Consider the following 16067-nt stretch of genomic DNA (forward strand, 5'->3'; position numbering starts at 1 on the left):
CCCTCACCAGCCGAAACGAACGGCCGACGGCATCCGTCAGGCGTCGCCGCCCGCGGCGCCCGGGTCGGCCGCCGCGACGTCGAGCAGCTGGTAGCGGTCCACGGCCTGCTTCAGGGCCGAGCGCTCGACCTTGCCCTCGCGGGCGAGTTCGGTCAGCACCGCGAGCACGATCGACTGGGCGTCGATGTGGAAGTAGCGGCGGGCCGCACCGCGCGTGTCCGCGAAACCGAAGCCGTCCGCGCCCAGCGAGGTGTACGGGCCGGGCACCCAGCGGGAGATCTGGTCCGGCACCGACCGCATCCAGTCCGAGACCGCGACGAACGGGCCCTCGGAGCCCTGGAGCTTGCGGGTCACGTACGGGACGCGCTGCTCCTCGTCCGGGTGGAGCAGGTTGTGCTCCTCGACGGCCACGGCCTCGCGGCGCAGCTCGGTCCAGGAGGTCGCGGACCAGACGTCGGCCTTGACGTTCCACTCCTCGGCGAGGATCCGCTGCGCCTCGATCGCCCACGGCACGGCGACGCCCGAGGCCATGATCTGCGCCGGGATCGTGCCGGCCTCGGCGGCCCGGAAGCGGTGGATGCCCTGGAGGATGCCCTCGACGTCCACGTTCTCGGGCTCGGCCGGGTGCTGGATCGGCTCGTTGTAGACGGTCAGGTAGTAGAAGACGTCCTCGGCCTCGGGGCCGTACATCCGCCGCAGACCGTCCTTGACGATGTGCGCGATCTCGAAGCCGAACGCCGGGTCGTAGGCGATGCAGGCCGGATTGGTCGAGGCGAGGAGGTGCGAGTGGCCGTCCGCGTGCTGGAGGCCCTCGCCGGTCAGCGTGGTCCGGCCGGCGGTGGCGCCGAGCACGAAGCCGCGCGCCAGCTGGTCGGCCATCTGCCAGAACTGGTCGCCGGTCCGCTGGAAGCCGAACATCGAGTAGAAGACGTACACCGGGATCAGCGGCTCGCCGTGCGTGGCGTACGCCGAGCCGGCGGCGATCAGCGAGGCCGTGCAGCCGGCCTCGGAGATGCCGTCGTGCAGCATCTGGCCGGTCGGCGACTCCTTGTAGGCGAGGAGGAGTTCGCGGTCCACCGCCTCGTACTGCTGGCCCAGCGGGTTGTAGATCTTGGCGCTCGGGAAGAAGGCGTCCATGCCGAAGGTGCGGTACTCGTCGGGGGCGATCAGCACGAAGCGCTTGCCGATCTCCTTGTCCCGCATGAGGTCCTTCAGGATGCGGACGAAGGCCATCGTGGTGGCGATCGACTGCTGCCCGGAGCCCTTCTTGGCCGCCGCGTAGGCCTTGTCGTCGGGGAGGACCAGGGGCTTCGCCCGCACGACCCGGGTCGGGACGTACCCGCCCAGCGCCTTGCGGCGGTCGTGCATGTACTGGATCTCCTCGGAGTCCCGGCCCGGGTGGTAGTAGGGCGGCAGGCCCTCCTCCAACTGCCGGTCCGTCACCGGGATGTGCAGCCGGTCGCGGAAGCGCTTGAGGTCGTCGACCGTCAGCTTCTTCATCTGGTGGGTCGCGTTGCGGCCCTCGAAGTTCGGGCCCAGCGTCCAGCCCTTGACGGTCTGGGCGAGGATCACGGTCGGCTGGCCCGCGTGGGCCTTCGCCGCCGCGTAGGCCGCGTAGATCTTCTTGTGGTCGTGGCCGCCGCGGCCCAGGTGCAGGATCTGCTGGTCCGACATGCCCTCGACCATGGCCCGCAGCCGGTGGTCGTCGCCGAAGAAGTGGTCCCGGATGTAGCCGCCGGTCTCCGTGGCATACGTCTGGAACTGGCCGTCGGGAGTGGTGTTCAGCTTGTTGACCAGGATGCCGTCGCGGTCCTGCGCGAGCAGCGGGTCCCAGGAGCGGTCCCAGATCAGCTTGATGACGTTCCAGCCGTTGCCCCGGAAGATCGACTCCAGCTCCTGGATGATCTTGCCGTTGCCGCGGACCGGGCCGTCGAGCCGCTGGAGGTTGCAGTTGACGACGAAGGTGAGGTTGTCCAGGCCCTCGCGGGCGGCGATGGACAGCTGGCCGAGCGACTCGACCTCGTCCATCTCGCCGTCGCCGAGGAACGCCCAGACGTGCGACCTGGAGGTGTCGGCGATGCCGCGCGCCTCCATGTACCGGTTCATCCGCGCCTGGTAGATCGCGCCGAGCGGGCCGAGGCCCATCGACACCGTCGGGAACTCCCAGAAGTCCGGCATCAGCCGCGGGTGCGGGTACGACGAGAGGCCGTTCGGGAACTTCGACTTCTCCTGGCGGAAGCCGTCGAGCTGGGCCTCGTCCAGCCGGTCCAGGAGGTACGCGCGGGCGTAGATGCCGGGGGAGGCGTGCCCCTGGAAGAAGATCTGGTCGCCGCCGTCGCCCTCGTCCTTGCCGCGGAAGAAGTGGTTGAAGCCGACGTCGTACAGGGAGGCCGAGGAGGCGAAGGTGGCGATGTGACCGCCGACGCCGATGCCCGGGCGCTGGGCGCGCGAGACCATCACGGCCGCGTTCCACCGGGTGGCGTTGAGGACCTTGCGCTCGATCTCCTCGTTGCCGGGGAAGAACGGCTCGTCCCTGGTGGCGATGGTGTTGACGTAGTCCGTGCTGCGCATCTCGGGCACGGCCACGCGCTTCTCGCGGGCCCGCTCGATCAGGCGGAGCATGAGGTAGCGGGCCCGCTCACGGCCCCGCTCGTCGACGGCCGCGTCGAGGGAGTCGAGCCATTCCTGGGTCTCTTCCGGGTCGAAATCCGGGACCTGACTGGGAAGGCCGCCAATGATGATCGGGTTGCGATCGGATCCGGGAGCCACGCTCTTCCTTCGCTGTTCGGTGGCGCCCACGGGGCCACGGGCTGGTCAGGAGATGTCCATCGTGTACCCCACCGGCGCCGGACGTCACATTTACCGGGGGGTAACCCCCGGGGGGTGCCTCGCCTGCCTTCCGGAAGTCCGGGTGCGCTCAAATCGCAACCTTACGCCCAACCCGCGCATGCGTTTCGTCCGGGCGTTCGGCAGACTGAAAACTCAGAAGTCGCCAAACCGGGACGAACCATGTGCACCTGATCACGGAGGAGGGATCGGCGGTGCCGGAAGTTGCGGCGAGACGGCCCCAAACGTCACCGTTTCGGCGGTCTCGGCGGCCGGGTACTTGCGCGATCCGCCCCGGCACGTGTGGACTACGGCCAGCGCCACGCGCATACGCGTGGCCCACAGCATTTACCGAATGAGCAGGAGGCAAGCCGTGAGCGCGACCGCGGACCACGCGGAGGAGCGGACCAACCCGGCAGCGAGGCTGGGGTTCGAGCCCGGACAGGTGGTCCAGGAGATCGGCTACGACGAAGACGTCGACCAGGATCTCCGTGAAGGCATCGAGTCCGTCATCGGACAGGACCTCGTGGACGAGGACTACGACGACGTCGCCGACGTCGTCGTGCTGTGGTTCCGCGACGAGGACGGCGATCTCACCGACGCACTGGTGGACGCCATCGGTCTTCTGGAGGACGGCGGCAACATCTGGCTGCTGACCCCGAAGACCGGCCGCGACGGCTACATCGAGCCGTCCGACATCCAGGATGCCGCGCAGACAGCGGGTCTCTCCCAGACCAAGAGCATCAGCGTCGCCAAGGACTGGACGGGCACCCGCCTGGCCGCCCCCAAGCGCTGATCACCACGCTGCGAGAAGCCCCCGCCGGCCTGCCGGCGGGGGCTTTCGTGCGCAGGCCGTAGGCTGGGGTCCACCCGGGTTCACCGGAACGGCCCAAGGCCCGGGCCCGTCGAAAGGGACGCGTACGCGATGGCGATCGAGGTCGGCACCAAGGCCCCGGAGTTCGAGCTCAAGGACAACCACGGCCGGACCGTGCGGCTCTCCGACTTCCGCGGCGAGAAGAACGTGGTGCTGCTCTTCTACCCCTTCGCCTTCACCGGCGTCTGCACCGGCGAACTGCGCGAGCTCCGTGACGACCTCCGGGCGTTCGTCAACGACGACACCGAGCTCCTCGCCGTCTCCAACGACTCCATCCACACCCTCCGCGTCTTCGGCGACCAGGAGGGGCTGGAGTTCCCGCTGCTCTCCGACTTCTGGCCGCACGGCGCGGCCTCCCGGGCCTACGGCGTCTTCGACGAGGAGAAGGGCTGCGCGGTCCGCGGCACCTTCGTCATCGACAAGGAGGGCGTCGTCCGCTGGACCGTCGTGAACGCCCTGTCGGACGCCCGCGACCCGCGCGACTACGTCAAGGCCCTGGAAGCGCTCTGAGGGTCCCGGGGCCGACACCCTCGGATTCACCGGGCGAATCGACTGTTTCGACCGGGAACCCGTCACTAGGATCCAGACGTTGATCCGATGCCAACGCACGACTGGGGGCGCTGCCCCTGGAAACCTATGGAGGGACTCGTGGGAGTCAGCCTCAGCAAGGGCGGCAACGTCTCGCTGACCAAGGAGGCCCCTGGCCTCACCGCCGTGACCGTCGGTCTGGGCTGGGACGTCCGCACCACCACCGGTACGGACTTCGACCTCGACGCCAGCGCCATTCTGGTGAGCGAGGCGGGGAAGGTCCGCAACGACCAGGACTTCGTCTTCTTCAACAACCTGAAGAGCGCCGACGGCTCGGTCGAGCACACAGGTGACAACCTCACCGGCGAGGGCGAGGGCGACGACGAGCAGGTCAAGGTCAACCTGGCCGGCGTGCCGGCCGACGTGGCCAAGATCGTCTTCCCGGTCTCCATCTACGACGCGGAGAACCGCCAGCAGTCCTTCGGCCAGGTGCGCAACGCGTTCATCCGCGTCGTGAACCAGGCCGGCGGCGCCGAGATCGCCCGGTACGACCTCTCCGAGGACGCCTCGACCGAGACCGCCATGGTCTTCGGCGAGCTCTACCGCCACGGCGCGGAGTGGAAGTTCCGTGCCGTCGGCCAGGGGTACGCCTCGGGCCTGCGCGGCATCGCGCAGGACTTCGGCGTCAACGTCTGAGCCGAACCGTTCGAACCGTCCGGCGCCGCACCTCCCGTGCGGCGCCGGACGTGCCTCATCACCACCGGGGAGGAACCGAATCATGGGCGTCACGCTCGCCAAGGGAGGCAACGTCTCCCTCTCCAAGGCCGCACCCAACCTGACCCAGGTCCTCGTCGGGCTCGGCTGGGACGCGCGCTCCACCACCGGAGCCCCCTTCGACCTCGACGCCAGCGCCCTGCTGTGCCAGGCCGGCCGGGTCCTCGGGGACGAGTACTTCGTCTTCTACAACCAGCTCCGCAGCCCCGAGGGATCCGTCGAACACACCGGCGACAACCTCACCGGCGAGGGTGACGGGGACGACGAGTCCCTCATCGTGGACCTCACCAAGGTGCCGGCCCACTGCGACAAGATCGTCTTCCCGGTGTCGATCCACGACGCCGACAACCGCGGCCAGAGCTTCGGCCAGGTCAGCAACGCGTTCATCCGCGTCGTGAACCAGCTGGACGGCCAGGAGCTCGCCCGGTACGACCTCTCGGAGGACGCCTCCACGGAGACCGCGATGATCTTCGGCGAGCTCTACCGCTACAACGGCGAATGGAAGTTCCGGGCGGTGGGCCAGGGGTACGCGTCCGGGCTTCGGGGCATCGCTCTAGACTTCGGGGTCAACGTTTCGTAAAGCCTGTAATTTCACGATGGGGTAGACAGTGATTCTGAAAACCTTCGGCTGGTCGTTCGCGATCACTGTGCTCGGCCTGGCCGTGGCGGTGGCCTACGGGGGGTGGGAGGCGTTCGGGATCGTCGCGATCCTCTGCGTCCTCGAAATCTCCCTGTCGTTCGACAACGCGGTGGTCAACGCCGGAATCCTGCAGAAGATGAACGCCTTCTGGCAGAAGATCTTCCTCACGGTCGGCGTGCTCATCGCCGTCTTCGGCATGCGTCTCGTCTTCCCCGTCGTGATCGTCGCCATCAGCGCGAAGATCGGCCCCGTCGAGGCCGTCGACCTCGCGCTGAACGACGCCGACAGGTACCAGGAACTGGTGACCGACGCGCACCCGTCGATCGCCGCCTTCGGTGGCATGTTCCTGCTGATGATCTTCCTCGACTTCATCTTCGAGGACCGTGACATCCAGTGGCTGCGCTGGATCGAGCGCCCGCTCGCCAAGCTCGGCAAGGTCGACATGCTGTCGGTCTGCATCGCGCTGGTCGTCCTGCTCGTCACCTCCATGACCTTCGCGACCCACGCCCACCAGCACGGCGGCGCGCACGTCGACAAGGCGCAGACGGTCCTGATCTCCGGCATCGCCGGCCTCATCACGTACCTCGTCGTCGGCGGTCTCTCCGGCTACTTCGAGAACAAGCTGGAGGAGGAAGAGGAGCGCGAGCACGAGGCCGAGGAAGAGGCCAAGCGCAGCGGCAAGAAGGTCTCCGCGGTCCAGCTCGCGGGCAAGGCCGCCTTCTTCATGTTCCTCTACCTGGAGGTCCTCGACGCCTCCTTCTCCTTCGACGGTGTCATCGGCGCCTTCGCCGTCACCAACGACATCGTGCTGATGGCGCTCGGCCTGGGCGTCGGCGCCATGTACGTCCGTTCGCTGACGGTCTACCTGGTCCGCCAGGGCACCCTCGACGACTACGTCTACCTGGAGCACGGCGCCCACTACGCCATCGGCGCCCTGGCCGTGGTCCTCATGATCACCATCCAGTACGAGATCCCCGAGATCGTCACCGGCTCCATCGGCGTCCTGCTCATCGCCTGGTCCTTCTGGTCCTCCGTCCGCCGCAACAAGCGGCTCGCGGAGGCCGAGGGCGGTTCCTCGCAGGACAAGACCGAAGTGCCGTCCGGGGTGTGACACCCCCGGCGACGAGGAATGCTTCTCTGCGGGGCGGCCGGTGCATCCGGCCGCCCCGCAGGCATGTGCGCGGCTGACGGCCGCGGTGTTGACGACCAGTGGGGGGTGGAGGCGACATGGCCTTCTGGGACAACCTGTTTCCGACGAGGACGGCGCAGTTCGACTCGGGCAGCGCCGCGTCGAACGCGATCGACCTGACGAAACGGCGCCCGACCGTCTCGCTCACCAAACAGGGCGCCGCCACCGGCAACCTCCGGGTCAACCTCTCCTGGCGGATGCGCACCTCCGACATCGAGGGCCGCTCCCGGCAGAGCGGACGGCTGCTGCGGAACCCCGCCCAGCTCTTCAAGCCCGAGGTCGTCCAGGCCCACACCCAGGGCATGGTCAACGTCGACCTCGACCTCGGCTGCCTCTACGAGCTCACCGACGGCAGCAAGGGGGTCGTACAGCCGCTCGGCAACTTCTTCGGCGACCTCAACACGGCCCCGTACGTGAAGCTCAGCGGTGACGACCGCTTCGGCGGCTCCTCGGGCGAGACGGTCTTCGTCAACCTGGACCACCGGGACGAGATCAAGCGCCTGCTGTTCTTCGTGTACATCTACGACCAGACGCCGGCCTTCGACCGTACGCACGCCAAGGTCACGCTCTACCCGAGCAACGGCCCCCGGATCGAGATCGAGCTCGACGAGCGCGCCCCGCAGGCCCGCTCCTGCGCCGTCTTCTCCATGGAGAACGTCAAGGGCGAGCTGATCGTCCGTCGCGAGGTGCGGTTCGTGTACGGCTTCCAGGCCGAACTGGACCGGCTGTACGGCTGGGGGCTCCAGTGGGGGCGCGGCTACAAGACGAAGGCGTAGGGGGCGTCCCCCGGATCAGGCCGGAGCCGGAGGACGGGCCCCGGCCGTCGCCCCCGCCGCCCTCACGACCGGACGAACTGGGGGCCCATCGGCGGCATGCGGAACTCCGGCGCCGGGTTCTGCTCGGGGGCGGTCACCGGCTGCGGGTAGCCGTACGCGGGGGCCGGGGCGTTCACCGGCTGCTGCGGGTAGCCGTAGGCGGGCGCCCGGTCCGGCATGGGCGGCACGGCCGGCTGGGGCGGCAGGGCCGGCTGCGGCGGCACGGGGGTGTGGACCACGGTCAGGTCGGAGTCGGAGGAGCCCCCGGAGGCCGCCTGCGCGCCGCCCTGGAGGTCCTGGTCGTCCCGGTCCCCCGAGGCCTCCGCCGCGTCCTCGTCGACCGAGATGCCGAAGTCCGTGGCGAGACCCACGAGCCCCGTCGGGTAGCCCTGCCCCACCGCGCGGAACTTCCAGCCGTCTCCGCGCCGGTACAACTCGCCGCAGATGACCGCCGTCTCCTCGCCGGTCTCCGCCGTCACGTCGAACAGGGCCAGCGGCTCGCGCTCCGCCCCCGCCGCGTCGTACAGCAGGATCCGCAGGTCGGCGACGGAGCGGAAGGTGCCGCCATCGGAGGAGGCCGCGATCACCACCCGGTCGACCGAGACGTCGAGCGCGGCCAGATCGGCCTCCACGGTGTCCGTCAGGCCCTCGGAGTCCCGCTTCTTCGGCAGCCGCCGCACCAGCCCCGAGGGGTGGCGCGGCTGGTTGTAGAAGACGAAGTCCTCGTCGGACCGCACGCGGCCGGAAGGCCCGAGGAGCAGGGCCGAGGCGTCCACGTCGGGGACCCCGGGGCCCGGGGTCCAGCGGAGCACGGCCCGTACGGCCGCGGTGTCGAGAGGGACGTTGGAGCCCTTCTGCATCGCGTGCGTCATGACCGCAATCCTGCCCTCCCGCCCGACCCGCGGACAACGCGGGGGCACTCCCGATACCGGGACGGGGCGACGGATGCCGGTGGGTTACCTGAATTTCACGCGCCCAGGGAACTACGGACACCCGCACCTACGTACTATTACCGGCCACATGTCATCAGGGCCGGAGAGGCAGACGGGGGACTCACATGCGTCATTTCGGGCACATCCCGTCCGCGGTGCGGACCGGGCTGTTCCATCGGGAGCCGGCCGAATTCACGGCCGACTCGCCCGCGCGCACGCTCGCCGTGGCCCTGGGCGCCACGCTCTACAGCCCGGCCACCCGGCCCCGGCTCGCCGACGCCGTGCGCAAACAGGCCGGACGCGGAGTGGTCTCCATGGTGCTCTGCCTGGAGGACTCCATCAGCGACGCCGACGTCGAGGAGGGCGAGGACAACCTCGTCCGGCACTTCGCCGACCTCGCCGCCGGGACCGGGACGGACGCCGACGCCGCCACCGGGACGGACGCCGACCCCGCCCCGGACCTGCCCCTGCTCTTCATCCGGGTCCGCGAGGCGCACCAGATCACCGACCTCGTCGACCGCCTCGGCGCCTCCGTCCGCCTGCTGTCCGGATTCGTACTGCCCAAGTTCACCGAGGCCCGCGGCCGCGCCTTCCTCGAAGCGCTCACCGAGGCCGAGCGGACGACCGGCCGGCGCCTCTTCGCCATGCCCGTCCTGGAGTCCCCCGAGCTCCTCCACCTGGAGACCCGGGCCGAGACCCTCGCCGGCATCGCCGCGATCACCGACAAGTACCGCGACCGCGTCCTCGCCCTCCGCCTCGGCGTCACCGACTTCTGCTCCGCCTACGGGCTGCGCCGCTCGCCCGACATGACCGCCTACGACATCAAGATCGTCGCGAGCGTCATCGCCGACGTCGTCAACGTCCTCGGCCGCTCCGACGGCACCGGCTTCACCGTCACCGGACCCGTCTGGGAGTACTTCCGCCCCGGCGAGCGCATGTTCAAGCCCCAGCTGCGCCGCAGCCCCTTCCTCGAAGGCCGCGCCGAGGACCTGCGCACCGCCCTCATCGAGCACGACCTCGACGGCCTGCTGCGCGAGATCGAACTCGACCGGGCCAACGGCCTCCTCGGCAAGACCTGCATCCACCCCACCCACGTGGTGCCGGTGCACGCCCTCTCCGTCGTCAGCCACGAGGAGTGGAGCGACGCCCAGGACATCCTGCGGCCCGAACAGGACGGCGGCGGCGTGCTGCGCTCCGCCTACACGAACAAGATGAACGAGGTGAAGCCGCATCGCGCGTGGGCCGAGCGCACCCTCCTGCGCGCCGAGGTCTTCGGCGTCGCCAAGGAGGACGTCGGCTTCGTGGATCTGCTCACCGCCGGCCTGGCCGGCTGACGAAGGGACGTCGACGACGTGGTGTGGACCGGAACGTGGGTCGCGGAGCGACTGGGCGTCGAACTGATCGGCGGCGAGGAGCTACCGGCCCTGTTGGGCCTCGCACTGCGTCGCAACCCCAAGCGCGCGCACCTGCTGGTCTCCAACGTGCTCGGCAAGCACGTGCCGCAGCGGCCCTCCGTCGTGTACGGCTCCGGCCTCGACCTCGGCCGGAGCGTCCGCGAACTCCTCGGCGACGAGGAGGCCGCCCGGTCCGTCGTCCTCGGCTACGCGGAGACCGCCACCGCCCTCGGGCACGCCGTCGCCGACGGCCTCGGCCTCGCCCCGTACCTCCACTCCACCCGCCGCCCGGTGGCCGGCGTCGCCCGCGCGGGCGGCTTCGAGGAGTCCCACTCCCACGCCACCTCGCACCTCCTGCTGCCCGAGGACCCCGAGCTCCTCGCGGGCGACGGCCCCCTCGTCCTCGTCGACGACGAGTTCTCCACCGGCAACACCGTCCTCAACACCATCCGCGCCCTGCACGAGCGCTACCCGCGCGAGCGGTACGTCGTCGTGGCCCTCGTCGACATGCGCTCCGCCGCCGACGCCGACCGCCTGGACGCCTTCGCGAAGGAGATCGGCGCCCGCGTCGACCTGATCGCCGGCGCCGCCGGCACGGTCCGCCTCCCGGACGGGGTCCTGGAGAAGGGCCAGGCGCTGGTGGCGGAACACGAGAAGACGCACGGGACGGAAGCCGGCCCCGTGCGCGGCGTGCCGAGGGAGGCACCCGTACGGGTGGAACTCGGCTGGCCCGAGGGACTCCCCGACGGCGGCCGGCACGGCTTCACGCCCGAGCACCGGGAGCGCCTGGAGAAGGCACTGCCGGGGATGGCGAACAGACTCGCGGAGGCGCTCGACACCGCGGCGGGGGCAGAGCCCGGGGCCCGGGCCGAGGGTGCTTTCCGGGCTCAGCCCGCTCCCCATGTCCAGGACGGGGCGCAGGCCCAGGACGAGGACCAGACCCGGACTCAGCCCGCCCCCCAGGCCCAGGACGGGGCGCAGGCCCGCCCCTGGCCGCCCTGCGCGGCCCCCCGCGTGCTCGTCCTCGGCTTCGAGGAGCTGATGTACGCCCCGCTGCGCCTCGGCACCGCCCTGGAGGACGCCGGCCACGACGTCCGCTACTCCACCACCACCCGCTCGCCCGTCCTCGCCGTCGACGACCCCGGTTACGCGATCCGCACCCGGCTCGTCTTCCCGGCCCACGACGACCCCGCCGACGGACCCGGCGAGCGCTACGCCTACAACGTCGCGGGCGCCGGCTTCGACGCCGTCGTCCTCGTCGTCGACTCCACCGCCGACACCCCGGCCCTGCACGCCCCGGACGGCCTGCTCGCCCAGCTCGCCGCGCACATCCCGCGCGTCGTGCTCGCGGTGGTCCCGTCCCACACCCCCACGGTCTCCGTCACCGAAGCTCTCCAAGCTCCCGAAGCTCCCGAAAGGAGCTCCATGCTGCCCGAGCCCCTCCGCGGCCCCGCCTTCTCCTCGTACGCACCCGAAGAGGTCGGCTGGCTGCTCCAGGACCTCTCGGACGTCGAACTCGAGGCACCCACCGAGGAACGGGAGGAGGCCATCCAGAGCGGCGGCGCCCACTACGCCGAGTCGCTCCCCGTCGAGTACCAGCCCAGCGAGCGCTACCAGGAGCTCTTCCACACCGCCCTGGAGAGCTCCGCCGCCCGGATGGCCCGCGCCGTCGGCACGGTCACCGAGACCGTCCTCGCCGAGCGGTCCGCCCGCCCGGTCCTGGTCTCCCTCGCCCGGGCCGGCACCCCCGTCGGCGTCCTCATGCGCCGTTGGGCGCAGGCCCGCCACGGCCTCGACCTCCCGCACTACGCCGTCTCCATCGTGCGCGGCCGCGGCATCGACGCCAACGCGCTGCGCTGGCTCGCCGCCCACCACGACCCGGCCGACGTCGTGTTCGTCGACGGCTGGACCGGAAAGGGCGCCATCACCCGCGAACTCGCGGAAGCGCTGAAGGAGTTCGAGGGCTTCGACCCGGAGATCGCGGTCCTCGCCGACCCCGGCTCCTGCGTCCGCACCTACGGCACCCGCGAGGACTTCCTCATCCCCTCCGCGTGCCTCAACTCCACGGTCTCCGGCCTGATATCGCGTACGGTCCTCCGCTCCGACCTCGTCGGACCCGACGACTTCCACGGCGCCAAGTTCTACCGCGAGCTGGCCGGGTCCGACGTCTCCGGAGCCTTCCTCGACGCCGTCGCCGCCCGCTTCGACGAGGTCGCCGCGACCGTCGACACGGACGTCAAGGAGCTCCTGGCCGCCGACCGCACCCCCACCTGGGAGGGCTGGGCGGCCGTCGAGCGGATCAGCGAGGAGTACGGCATCCACGACGTCAACCTGGTCAAGCCGGGCGTCGGCGAGACCACCCGCGTCCTGCTCCGCCGCGTCCCCTGGAAGATCCTCGCCAAGCGGGGCGCCGAGGCCGAACTCGCGCACGTCCGGCTGCTCGCCGAGCAGCGCGGCGTACCGGTCGAGGTGGTCGACGAACTCCCGTACAGCTGCGTGGGCCTGATCCACCCCCAGTACACGAGGGGCGCGACAGGCGCCGACGGCAAGGCGGTGGCGTCCCGATGAGCACGCCCACACCTGCCCGGATCCTGGTCGCGAGCGACCTCGACCGCACCCTCATCTACTCGACCGCGGCCCTCGCCCTCGGCATGCCGGACGCCCAGGCGCCCCGGCTGCTCTGCGTCGAGGTCCACGAGTCCAAGCCGCTCTCGTACATGACCGAGGACGCGGCCGACCTCCTCGCGCGGCTGACCGCCGAAACGGTCTTCGTGCCGACGACGACGCGGACGCGCAAGCAGTACCAGCGCATCCAGCTCCCGGGCACCGCACCGGCGTACGCGATCTGCGCCAACGGCGGGCACATCCTCGTCGACGGCGTCTCCGACCGCGACTGGCACCGGTCCGTCCTGCGCAGGCTCGACGACGAATGCGCGCCGCTCTCCGAGATCCGCGCCTACCTCACCGCCACCACGGACCTGTCCTGGGTGCGCAAGCACCGGGTGGCCGAGGACCTCTTCGCCTACCTCGTCGTCGAGCGGGAGCGGCTCCCCGAGGACTGGCTGGACCGTTTCGGCGGCTGGGCGGGCGACCGCGGCTGGACCGTCTCGCTCCAGGGCCGCAAGGTGTATGCGGTGCCGAAGCCGCTCACCAAGAGCGCGGCCGTCCGCGAGGTCGCCCGCCGCACCGGCGCGACGCTCACCCTGGCGGCCGGGGACTCCCTCCTCGACGCCGACCTGCTGCTCGCCGCGGACCGGGCCTGGCGGCCGGGCCACGGCGAACTCGCCGACAGCGACTGGACGGCACCCCACCTCGACGTCCTCGCGGAGCGCGGGGTGGCGGCGGGGGAGGAGATCCTCCGCCGCTTCCGGGCGGCCGCCGCCGGCTGACCCGACCGAGGGGCCGGGCGCGGCAGCTCCGCGGGCTCAGCCGCAGCAGCCCCCGCCGCAGCAACCGCCGCCGCCCCCGCTCGGGGCGGGGGCGGCGCCGGCGGAACCGCCGACGGCCACGGCCGACAGCAGCTTCACGGTGTCGTCGTGCCCGACGGGGCAGGCGGCGGGAGCGGAGGACTCGGCCATGGGGCGGCTGAGCTCGAAGGTGTCGTCGCAGGTGCGGCAGCGGTATTCGTAACGAGGCATGGCACCAGGCTAACGGCGGGGGACAGGCACCACCGGTGCCCGCCCACGGCCCGGAGGCCGCGGGAGGCACAGGGCACCCGTGCCGGAAGGCCGGGAGACAGGCGCCGTCGGTGTCCGGAGGCCACGGAGGATCGCCGCCATCGGTGTCCGGAGGCCACGGCGAATCCGAGGGCCGGGCACCGTCAGTGCCCGGAGGCCACGACGAATCCGAGGGACGGACGCTGTCAGTGCCCTGAACCCCGCTCCTCCCGGATCTGCCCGACGACCCGCGCGGCGGTGGCGCGGACGGCCTCCAGCTCGGTCAGGAAGTGCCAGTAGTCCGGATGGCGGCCCTCCAGCCCGTCCACGGCCCGGTCGAGCCGGGCGACGGCGTCGTCGAGGGGCCGGGCGTGGCGGGGGTCGGGCGTGTTCCGCCCGGCCATCGCGAGCCGCTGGGCGTCCCGCACCGCGAACCGCGCCCGGTCGGTCTCCGCCTTCGGGTCCTTCGCGACGGCGTCCAGGCGGCGCAGCCGGTCACCGGCGGCCGAGACTGCCTCGTCGGTCGAGTCGAGCAGCGCGCGGGCCGTGGAGAGCAGCGAGGTCGCGTCGGGCCAGCGCTGCTCGGCCCGTGCCTTCCCTGCCTCGGCGAGCCGCTCCTCGGCCTGCCGGAGGGTCGTGGCGGCGTGCTCCGGCACGTGCTGGAGGTCCTGCCAGCAGGCGGCCGAGTACCGCCGGCGCAGCTCGGAGAGGACGGGTTCGACGCCTCCGGCGCGGGTGGTGAGCGCCTCGGTGCGGGTGCGCAGCGACACCAGGCGCTTGTCGATCTCGGCGGCCCGCTCGGGCAGCCGCTCGGCCTCGGCCCGTACGGCCTCGGCGTCCCGCAGCACCCGGTCGGCGCGCTGGAGCGTCTCGGCGACGCCGTGCCGGCCGGCGCCCTCGTTGAGGCGGGTCAGCTCGGGCCCGAGCTGAGCGAGCTGCAGGGCGAGGTCATCGGCGCGCAGCCCGCCCTCCCGTACGGCGTCCAGGGCGTTGCTCGCACCGCGCAGCGCCTGCCGGGCCCGCTCGACGGCGGGCGCGAGGCGGGCGAGCTGGGTCTCGGCCCGCCCGAGGAGCGGGGCGAGCCCCTCCTCGAACCGGTCCAACTCGCCCTTGACGCGGTCGAGCTCCTCCTTGGCCCGGCTCAGCTCGGCGCGGGCGCGGGAGGCGGTGGCGGCATCCAGTTCGTCCCGGTCGAGATCGTGCGCGTCCACGGCACCGATGTAGCCGTGACTGACCTCGTCGATCCGCCGCCCGAGCGCCTCGAACCCCTCGACGGCGCGGCGCGCCTCCGGGGAGCTGTCCACGGCGGTGATCGTCTCGATGGAGATGCGGAGCCCGCGCTGGGCGGTGTCGAGCTCGTAGAAGGCGGCCGCGGCGGCGTCCTTGGCGGCCTGTGCCTCGGCCCGCTGCCCCTCCCCGCGCCCGCCGAACCAACGGCGGGTCCCGCCACCGGCGAAGGCCTGCGGCAACAACGCCCCCATCAGCAAGGGCAGCGCGAGAGCCAACCGGAACGCGGAGGAACCCCTGGGCGCCGATGTGCCCCTAGCATCGCTCGCCGCCACCTACTACTCCCCGTGCTGTGTCCGCCGTGCCCGGTCAGGGTTCATTCTCCCACCCGGTAAGGACGAACACACGGCCCGGTCAGTTCACCGTACGAACGGTGACGTCCCCGTTGTCGCTGCGCAGCCTCACGACGTGCCCGCTCCCGTCGCGACGGGGCACGTCGATCCGGACGTCACCGTTGTCACTGGCGCCGGAGGCGGCGTACTCGGCCCTGGGCACGGTCACGGTCACGTCGCCGTTGTCGGTGACGACGTCGACCTTGCGGGGGACGGACCCGAGGGCGATGTCCACGTCCCCGTTGTCGGACCGCACGGAGACCTCGGGCGAGGTGACGGAGCCCTCGACGCTCACGTCCCCGTTGCTTCCACCGAGATCGAGCACCCCGCTCACCTTCCGCACCCGCACGTCCCCGTTGTCGGACCGCACCTTCAGGGGCGTGGCGAACCCCTCGGCGGTCACGCCCCCGTTGTCGTCCTCGACGGTGACGGCGACACCGCGGGGCACCTGGATCCGGTGCACGGCACCGCAGCTGGCCGCGACGGCGTCGCACTCCACCCGCAACGTGAGCCGCCCGTCCACCAGCTTCCAGCTCGCCTCGGGCCCGGACCCCATGAACACCCACCCGTCGACCTGCCGCTCCACGCGCACGTCGTCGACGTCGGCGGGCGTGATCACCAGCTCGGAGTCGTCCGAGTCGACGGTGAGCGCGTCCCCGTCGAACGCGAACGTCCTCCGCTCCACCGGCGCCCCCTCGGCCTCGGCCCCGCACCCCGCGAGCAGGAGCACGGCGACACCGGAAGCGAGCAGCACACGGAACGGGCGACCTACGGCCATGACGATCATTCCCCCAGCAACGACACCGACGACCCCCCGACC

General features: G+C 71.3%; 14 protein-coding genes. 9 read left to right on the forward strand and 5 right to left on the reverse strand.

What is annotated here, in order from left to right:
• Window positions 1-36: 36 nt before the first annotated feature.
• A complete protein-coding gene (aceE, locus tag ACIGW4_RS22705; RefSeq protein WP_399582525.1) occupies window positions 37-2769 on the reverse strand; it encodes a pyruvate dehydrogenase (acetyl-transferring), homodimeric type in 2733 nt (910 codons plus the stop codon).
• 430 nt (window positions 2770-3199) lie between these two features.
• On the opposite strand from aceE, the gene ACIGW4_RS22710 reads away from it, so the two are divergent.
• The 6 genes from ACIGW4_RS22710 to ACIGW4_RS22735 all read left to right on the forward strand — a co-directional run bounded on the left by ACIGW4_RS22710 (window position 3200) and on the right by ACIGW4_RS22735 (window position 7607).
• Window positions 3200-3622, forward strand: a complete 423-nt coding sequence (locus ACIGW4_RS22710; protein WP_123451942.1) for a DUF3052 domain-containing protein — start codon at window positions 3200-3202, stop codon at window positions 3620-3622.
• A 129-nt stretch (window positions 3623-3751) separates the two neighbouring features.
• Window positions 3752-4210: a peroxiredoxin gene (locus ACIGW4_RS22715; protein ID WP_123451940.1), complete on the forward strand. Its 459-nt coding sequence runs from the start codon at window positions 3752-3754 to the stop codon at window positions 4208-4210.
• Between the two features lie 138 nt (window positions 4211-4348).
• A complete protein-coding gene (locus ACIGW4_RS22720; RefSeq protein ID WP_030495317.1) occupies window positions 4349-4924 on the forward strand; it encodes a TerD family protein in 576 nt (191 codons plus the stop codon).
• Window positions 4925-5006: 82 nt separating this feature from the next.
• Window positions 5007-5582 (forward strand): TerD family protein, encoded by a 576-nt coding sequence (locus ACIGW4_RS22725; protein ID WP_041129058.1) that lies wholly within the window; start codon window positions 5007-5009, stop codon window positions 5580-5582.
• Between the two features lie 28 nt (window positions 5583-5610).
• Window positions 5611-6753: a DUF475 domain-containing protein gene (locus ACIGW4_RS22730; protein WP_399582528.1), complete on the forward strand. Its 1143-nt coding sequence runs from the start codon at window positions 5611-5613 to the stop codon at window positions 6751-6753.
• A gap of 116 nt (window positions 6754-6869) precedes the next feature.
• Entirely contained in the window at window positions 6870-7607 is a 738-nt protein-coding gene (locus ACIGW4_RS22735) for a Tellurium resistance (protein WP_123451936.1), read from the forward strand.
• 62 nt (window positions 7608-7669) lie between these two features.
• Here the strand turns inward: ACIGW4_RS22735 and ACIGW4_RS22740 are convergent, their stop codons facing one another.
• Window positions 7670-8527 (reverse strand): TerD family protein, encoded by an 858-nt coding sequence (locus ACIGW4_RS22740; RefSeq protein ID WP_399582648.1) that lies wholly within the window; start codon window positions 8525-8527, stop codon window positions 7670-7672.
• Between the two features lie 176 nt (window positions 8528-8703).
• Between ACIGW4_RS22740 and ACIGW4_RS22745 the strand changes: the two genes are divergently transcribed.
• From ACIGW4_RS22745 to ACIGW4_RS22755, 3 genes are read left to right on the forward strand one after another with little or no spacing between them, the layout of a single operon-like run.
• Window positions 8704-9912: an HpcH/HpaI aldolase/citrate lyase family protein gene (locus tag ACIGW4_RS22745; protein WP_399582530.1), complete on the forward strand. Its 1209-nt coding sequence runs from the start codon at window positions 8704-8706 to the stop codon at window positions 9910-9912.
• A gap of 18 nt (window positions 9913-9930) precedes the next feature.
• A complete protein-coding gene (locus ACIGW4_RS22750; protein ID WP_399582532.1) occupies window positions 9931-12540 on the forward strand; it encodes a phosphoribosyltransferase in 2610 nt (869 codons plus the stop codon).
• Window positions 12537-13361 (forward strand): HAD family hydrolase, encoded by an 825-nt coding sequence (locus tag ACIGW4_RS22755; RefSeq protein WP_399582533.1) that lies wholly within the window; start codon window positions 12537-12539, stop codon window positions 13359-13361. The genes ACIGW4_RS22750 and ACIGW4_RS22755 overlap by 4 nt, the downstream gene beginning before the upstream one ends.
• Before the next feature lie 36 nt (window positions 13362-13397).
• Here ACIGW4_RS22755 and ACIGW4_RS22760 read toward each other — a convergent pair whose 3' ends face one another.
• From ACIGW4_RS22760 to ACIGW4_RS22770, 3 genes are all read right to left on the reverse strand, one after another.
• Window positions 13398-13610: a zinc ribbon domain-containing protein gene (locus ACIGW4_RS22760; protein ID WP_030688048.1), complete on the reverse strand. Its 213-nt coding sequence runs from the start codon at window positions 13608-13610 to the stop codon at window positions 13398-13400.
• A 224-nt stretch (window positions 13611-13834) separates the two neighbouring features.
• A complete protein-coding gene (locus ACIGW4_RS22765; RefSeq protein ID WP_399582535.1) occupies window positions 13835-15109 on the reverse strand; it encodes a hypothetical protein in 1275 nt (424 codons plus the stop codon).
• A 160-nt stretch (window positions 15110-15269) separates the two neighbouring features.
• Window positions 15270-16025 carry a DUF4097 domain-containing protein gene (locus ACIGW4_RS22770; protein ID WP_260174340.1) on the reverse strand — a complete coding sequence of 252 codons (756 nt, stop codon included), beginning with the start codon at window positions 16023-16025 and terminating at the stop codon, window positions 15270-15272.
• Window positions 16026-16067 lie beyond the last annotated feature (42 nt).

Origin of the sequence: Streptomyces sp. NPDC053513 (genome assembly GCF_044544765.1) — a bacterium.
In the GTDB taxonomy this organism is placed as follows: domain Bacteria; phylum Actinomycetota; class Actinomycetes; order Streptomycetales; family Streptomycetaceae; genus Streptomyces; species Streptomyces litmocidini.

What these genes read in the sequence shown, in the direction of transcription:
- ACIGW4_RS22715 (WP_123451940.1), top strand. Translation starts at nt 3,752, where the DNA reads ATGGCGATCGAGGTCGGCACCAAGGCCCCGGAGTTCGAGCTCAAGGAC.
- ACIGW4_RS22725 (WP_041129058.1), top strand. Translation starts at nt 5,007, where the DNA reads ATGGGCGTCACGCTCGCCAAGGGAGGCAACGTCTCCCTCTCCAAGGCC.
- ACIGW4_RS22735 (WP_123451936.1), top strand. Translation starts at nt 6,870, where the DNA reads ATGGCCTTCTGGGACAACCTGTTTCCGACGAGGACGGCGCAGTTCGAC.
- ACIGW4_RS22745 (WP_399582530.1), top strand. Translation starts at nt 8,704, where the DNA reads ATGCGTCATTTCGGGCACATCCCGTCCGCGGTGCGGACCGGGCTGTTC.
- ACIGW4_RS22755 (WP_399582533.1), top strand. Translation starts at nt 12,537, where the DNA reads ATGAGCACGCCCACACCTGCCCGGATCCTGGTCGCGAGCGACCTCGAC.
- ACIGW4_RS22760 (WP_030688048.1), bottom strand. Translation starts at nt 13,610, where the DNA reads ATGCCTCGTTACGAATACCGCTGCCGCACCTGCGACGACACCTTCGAG.
- ACIGW4_RS22765 (WP_399582535.1), bottom strand. Translation starts at nt 15,109, where the DNA reads ATGGGGGCGTTGTTGCCGCAGGCCTTCGCCGGTGGCGGGACCCGCCGT.
- ACIGW4_RS22770 (WP_260174340.1), bottom strand. Translation starts at nt 16,025, where the DNA reads ATGGCCGTAGGTCGCCCGTTCCGTGTGCTGCTCGCTTCCGGTGTCGCC.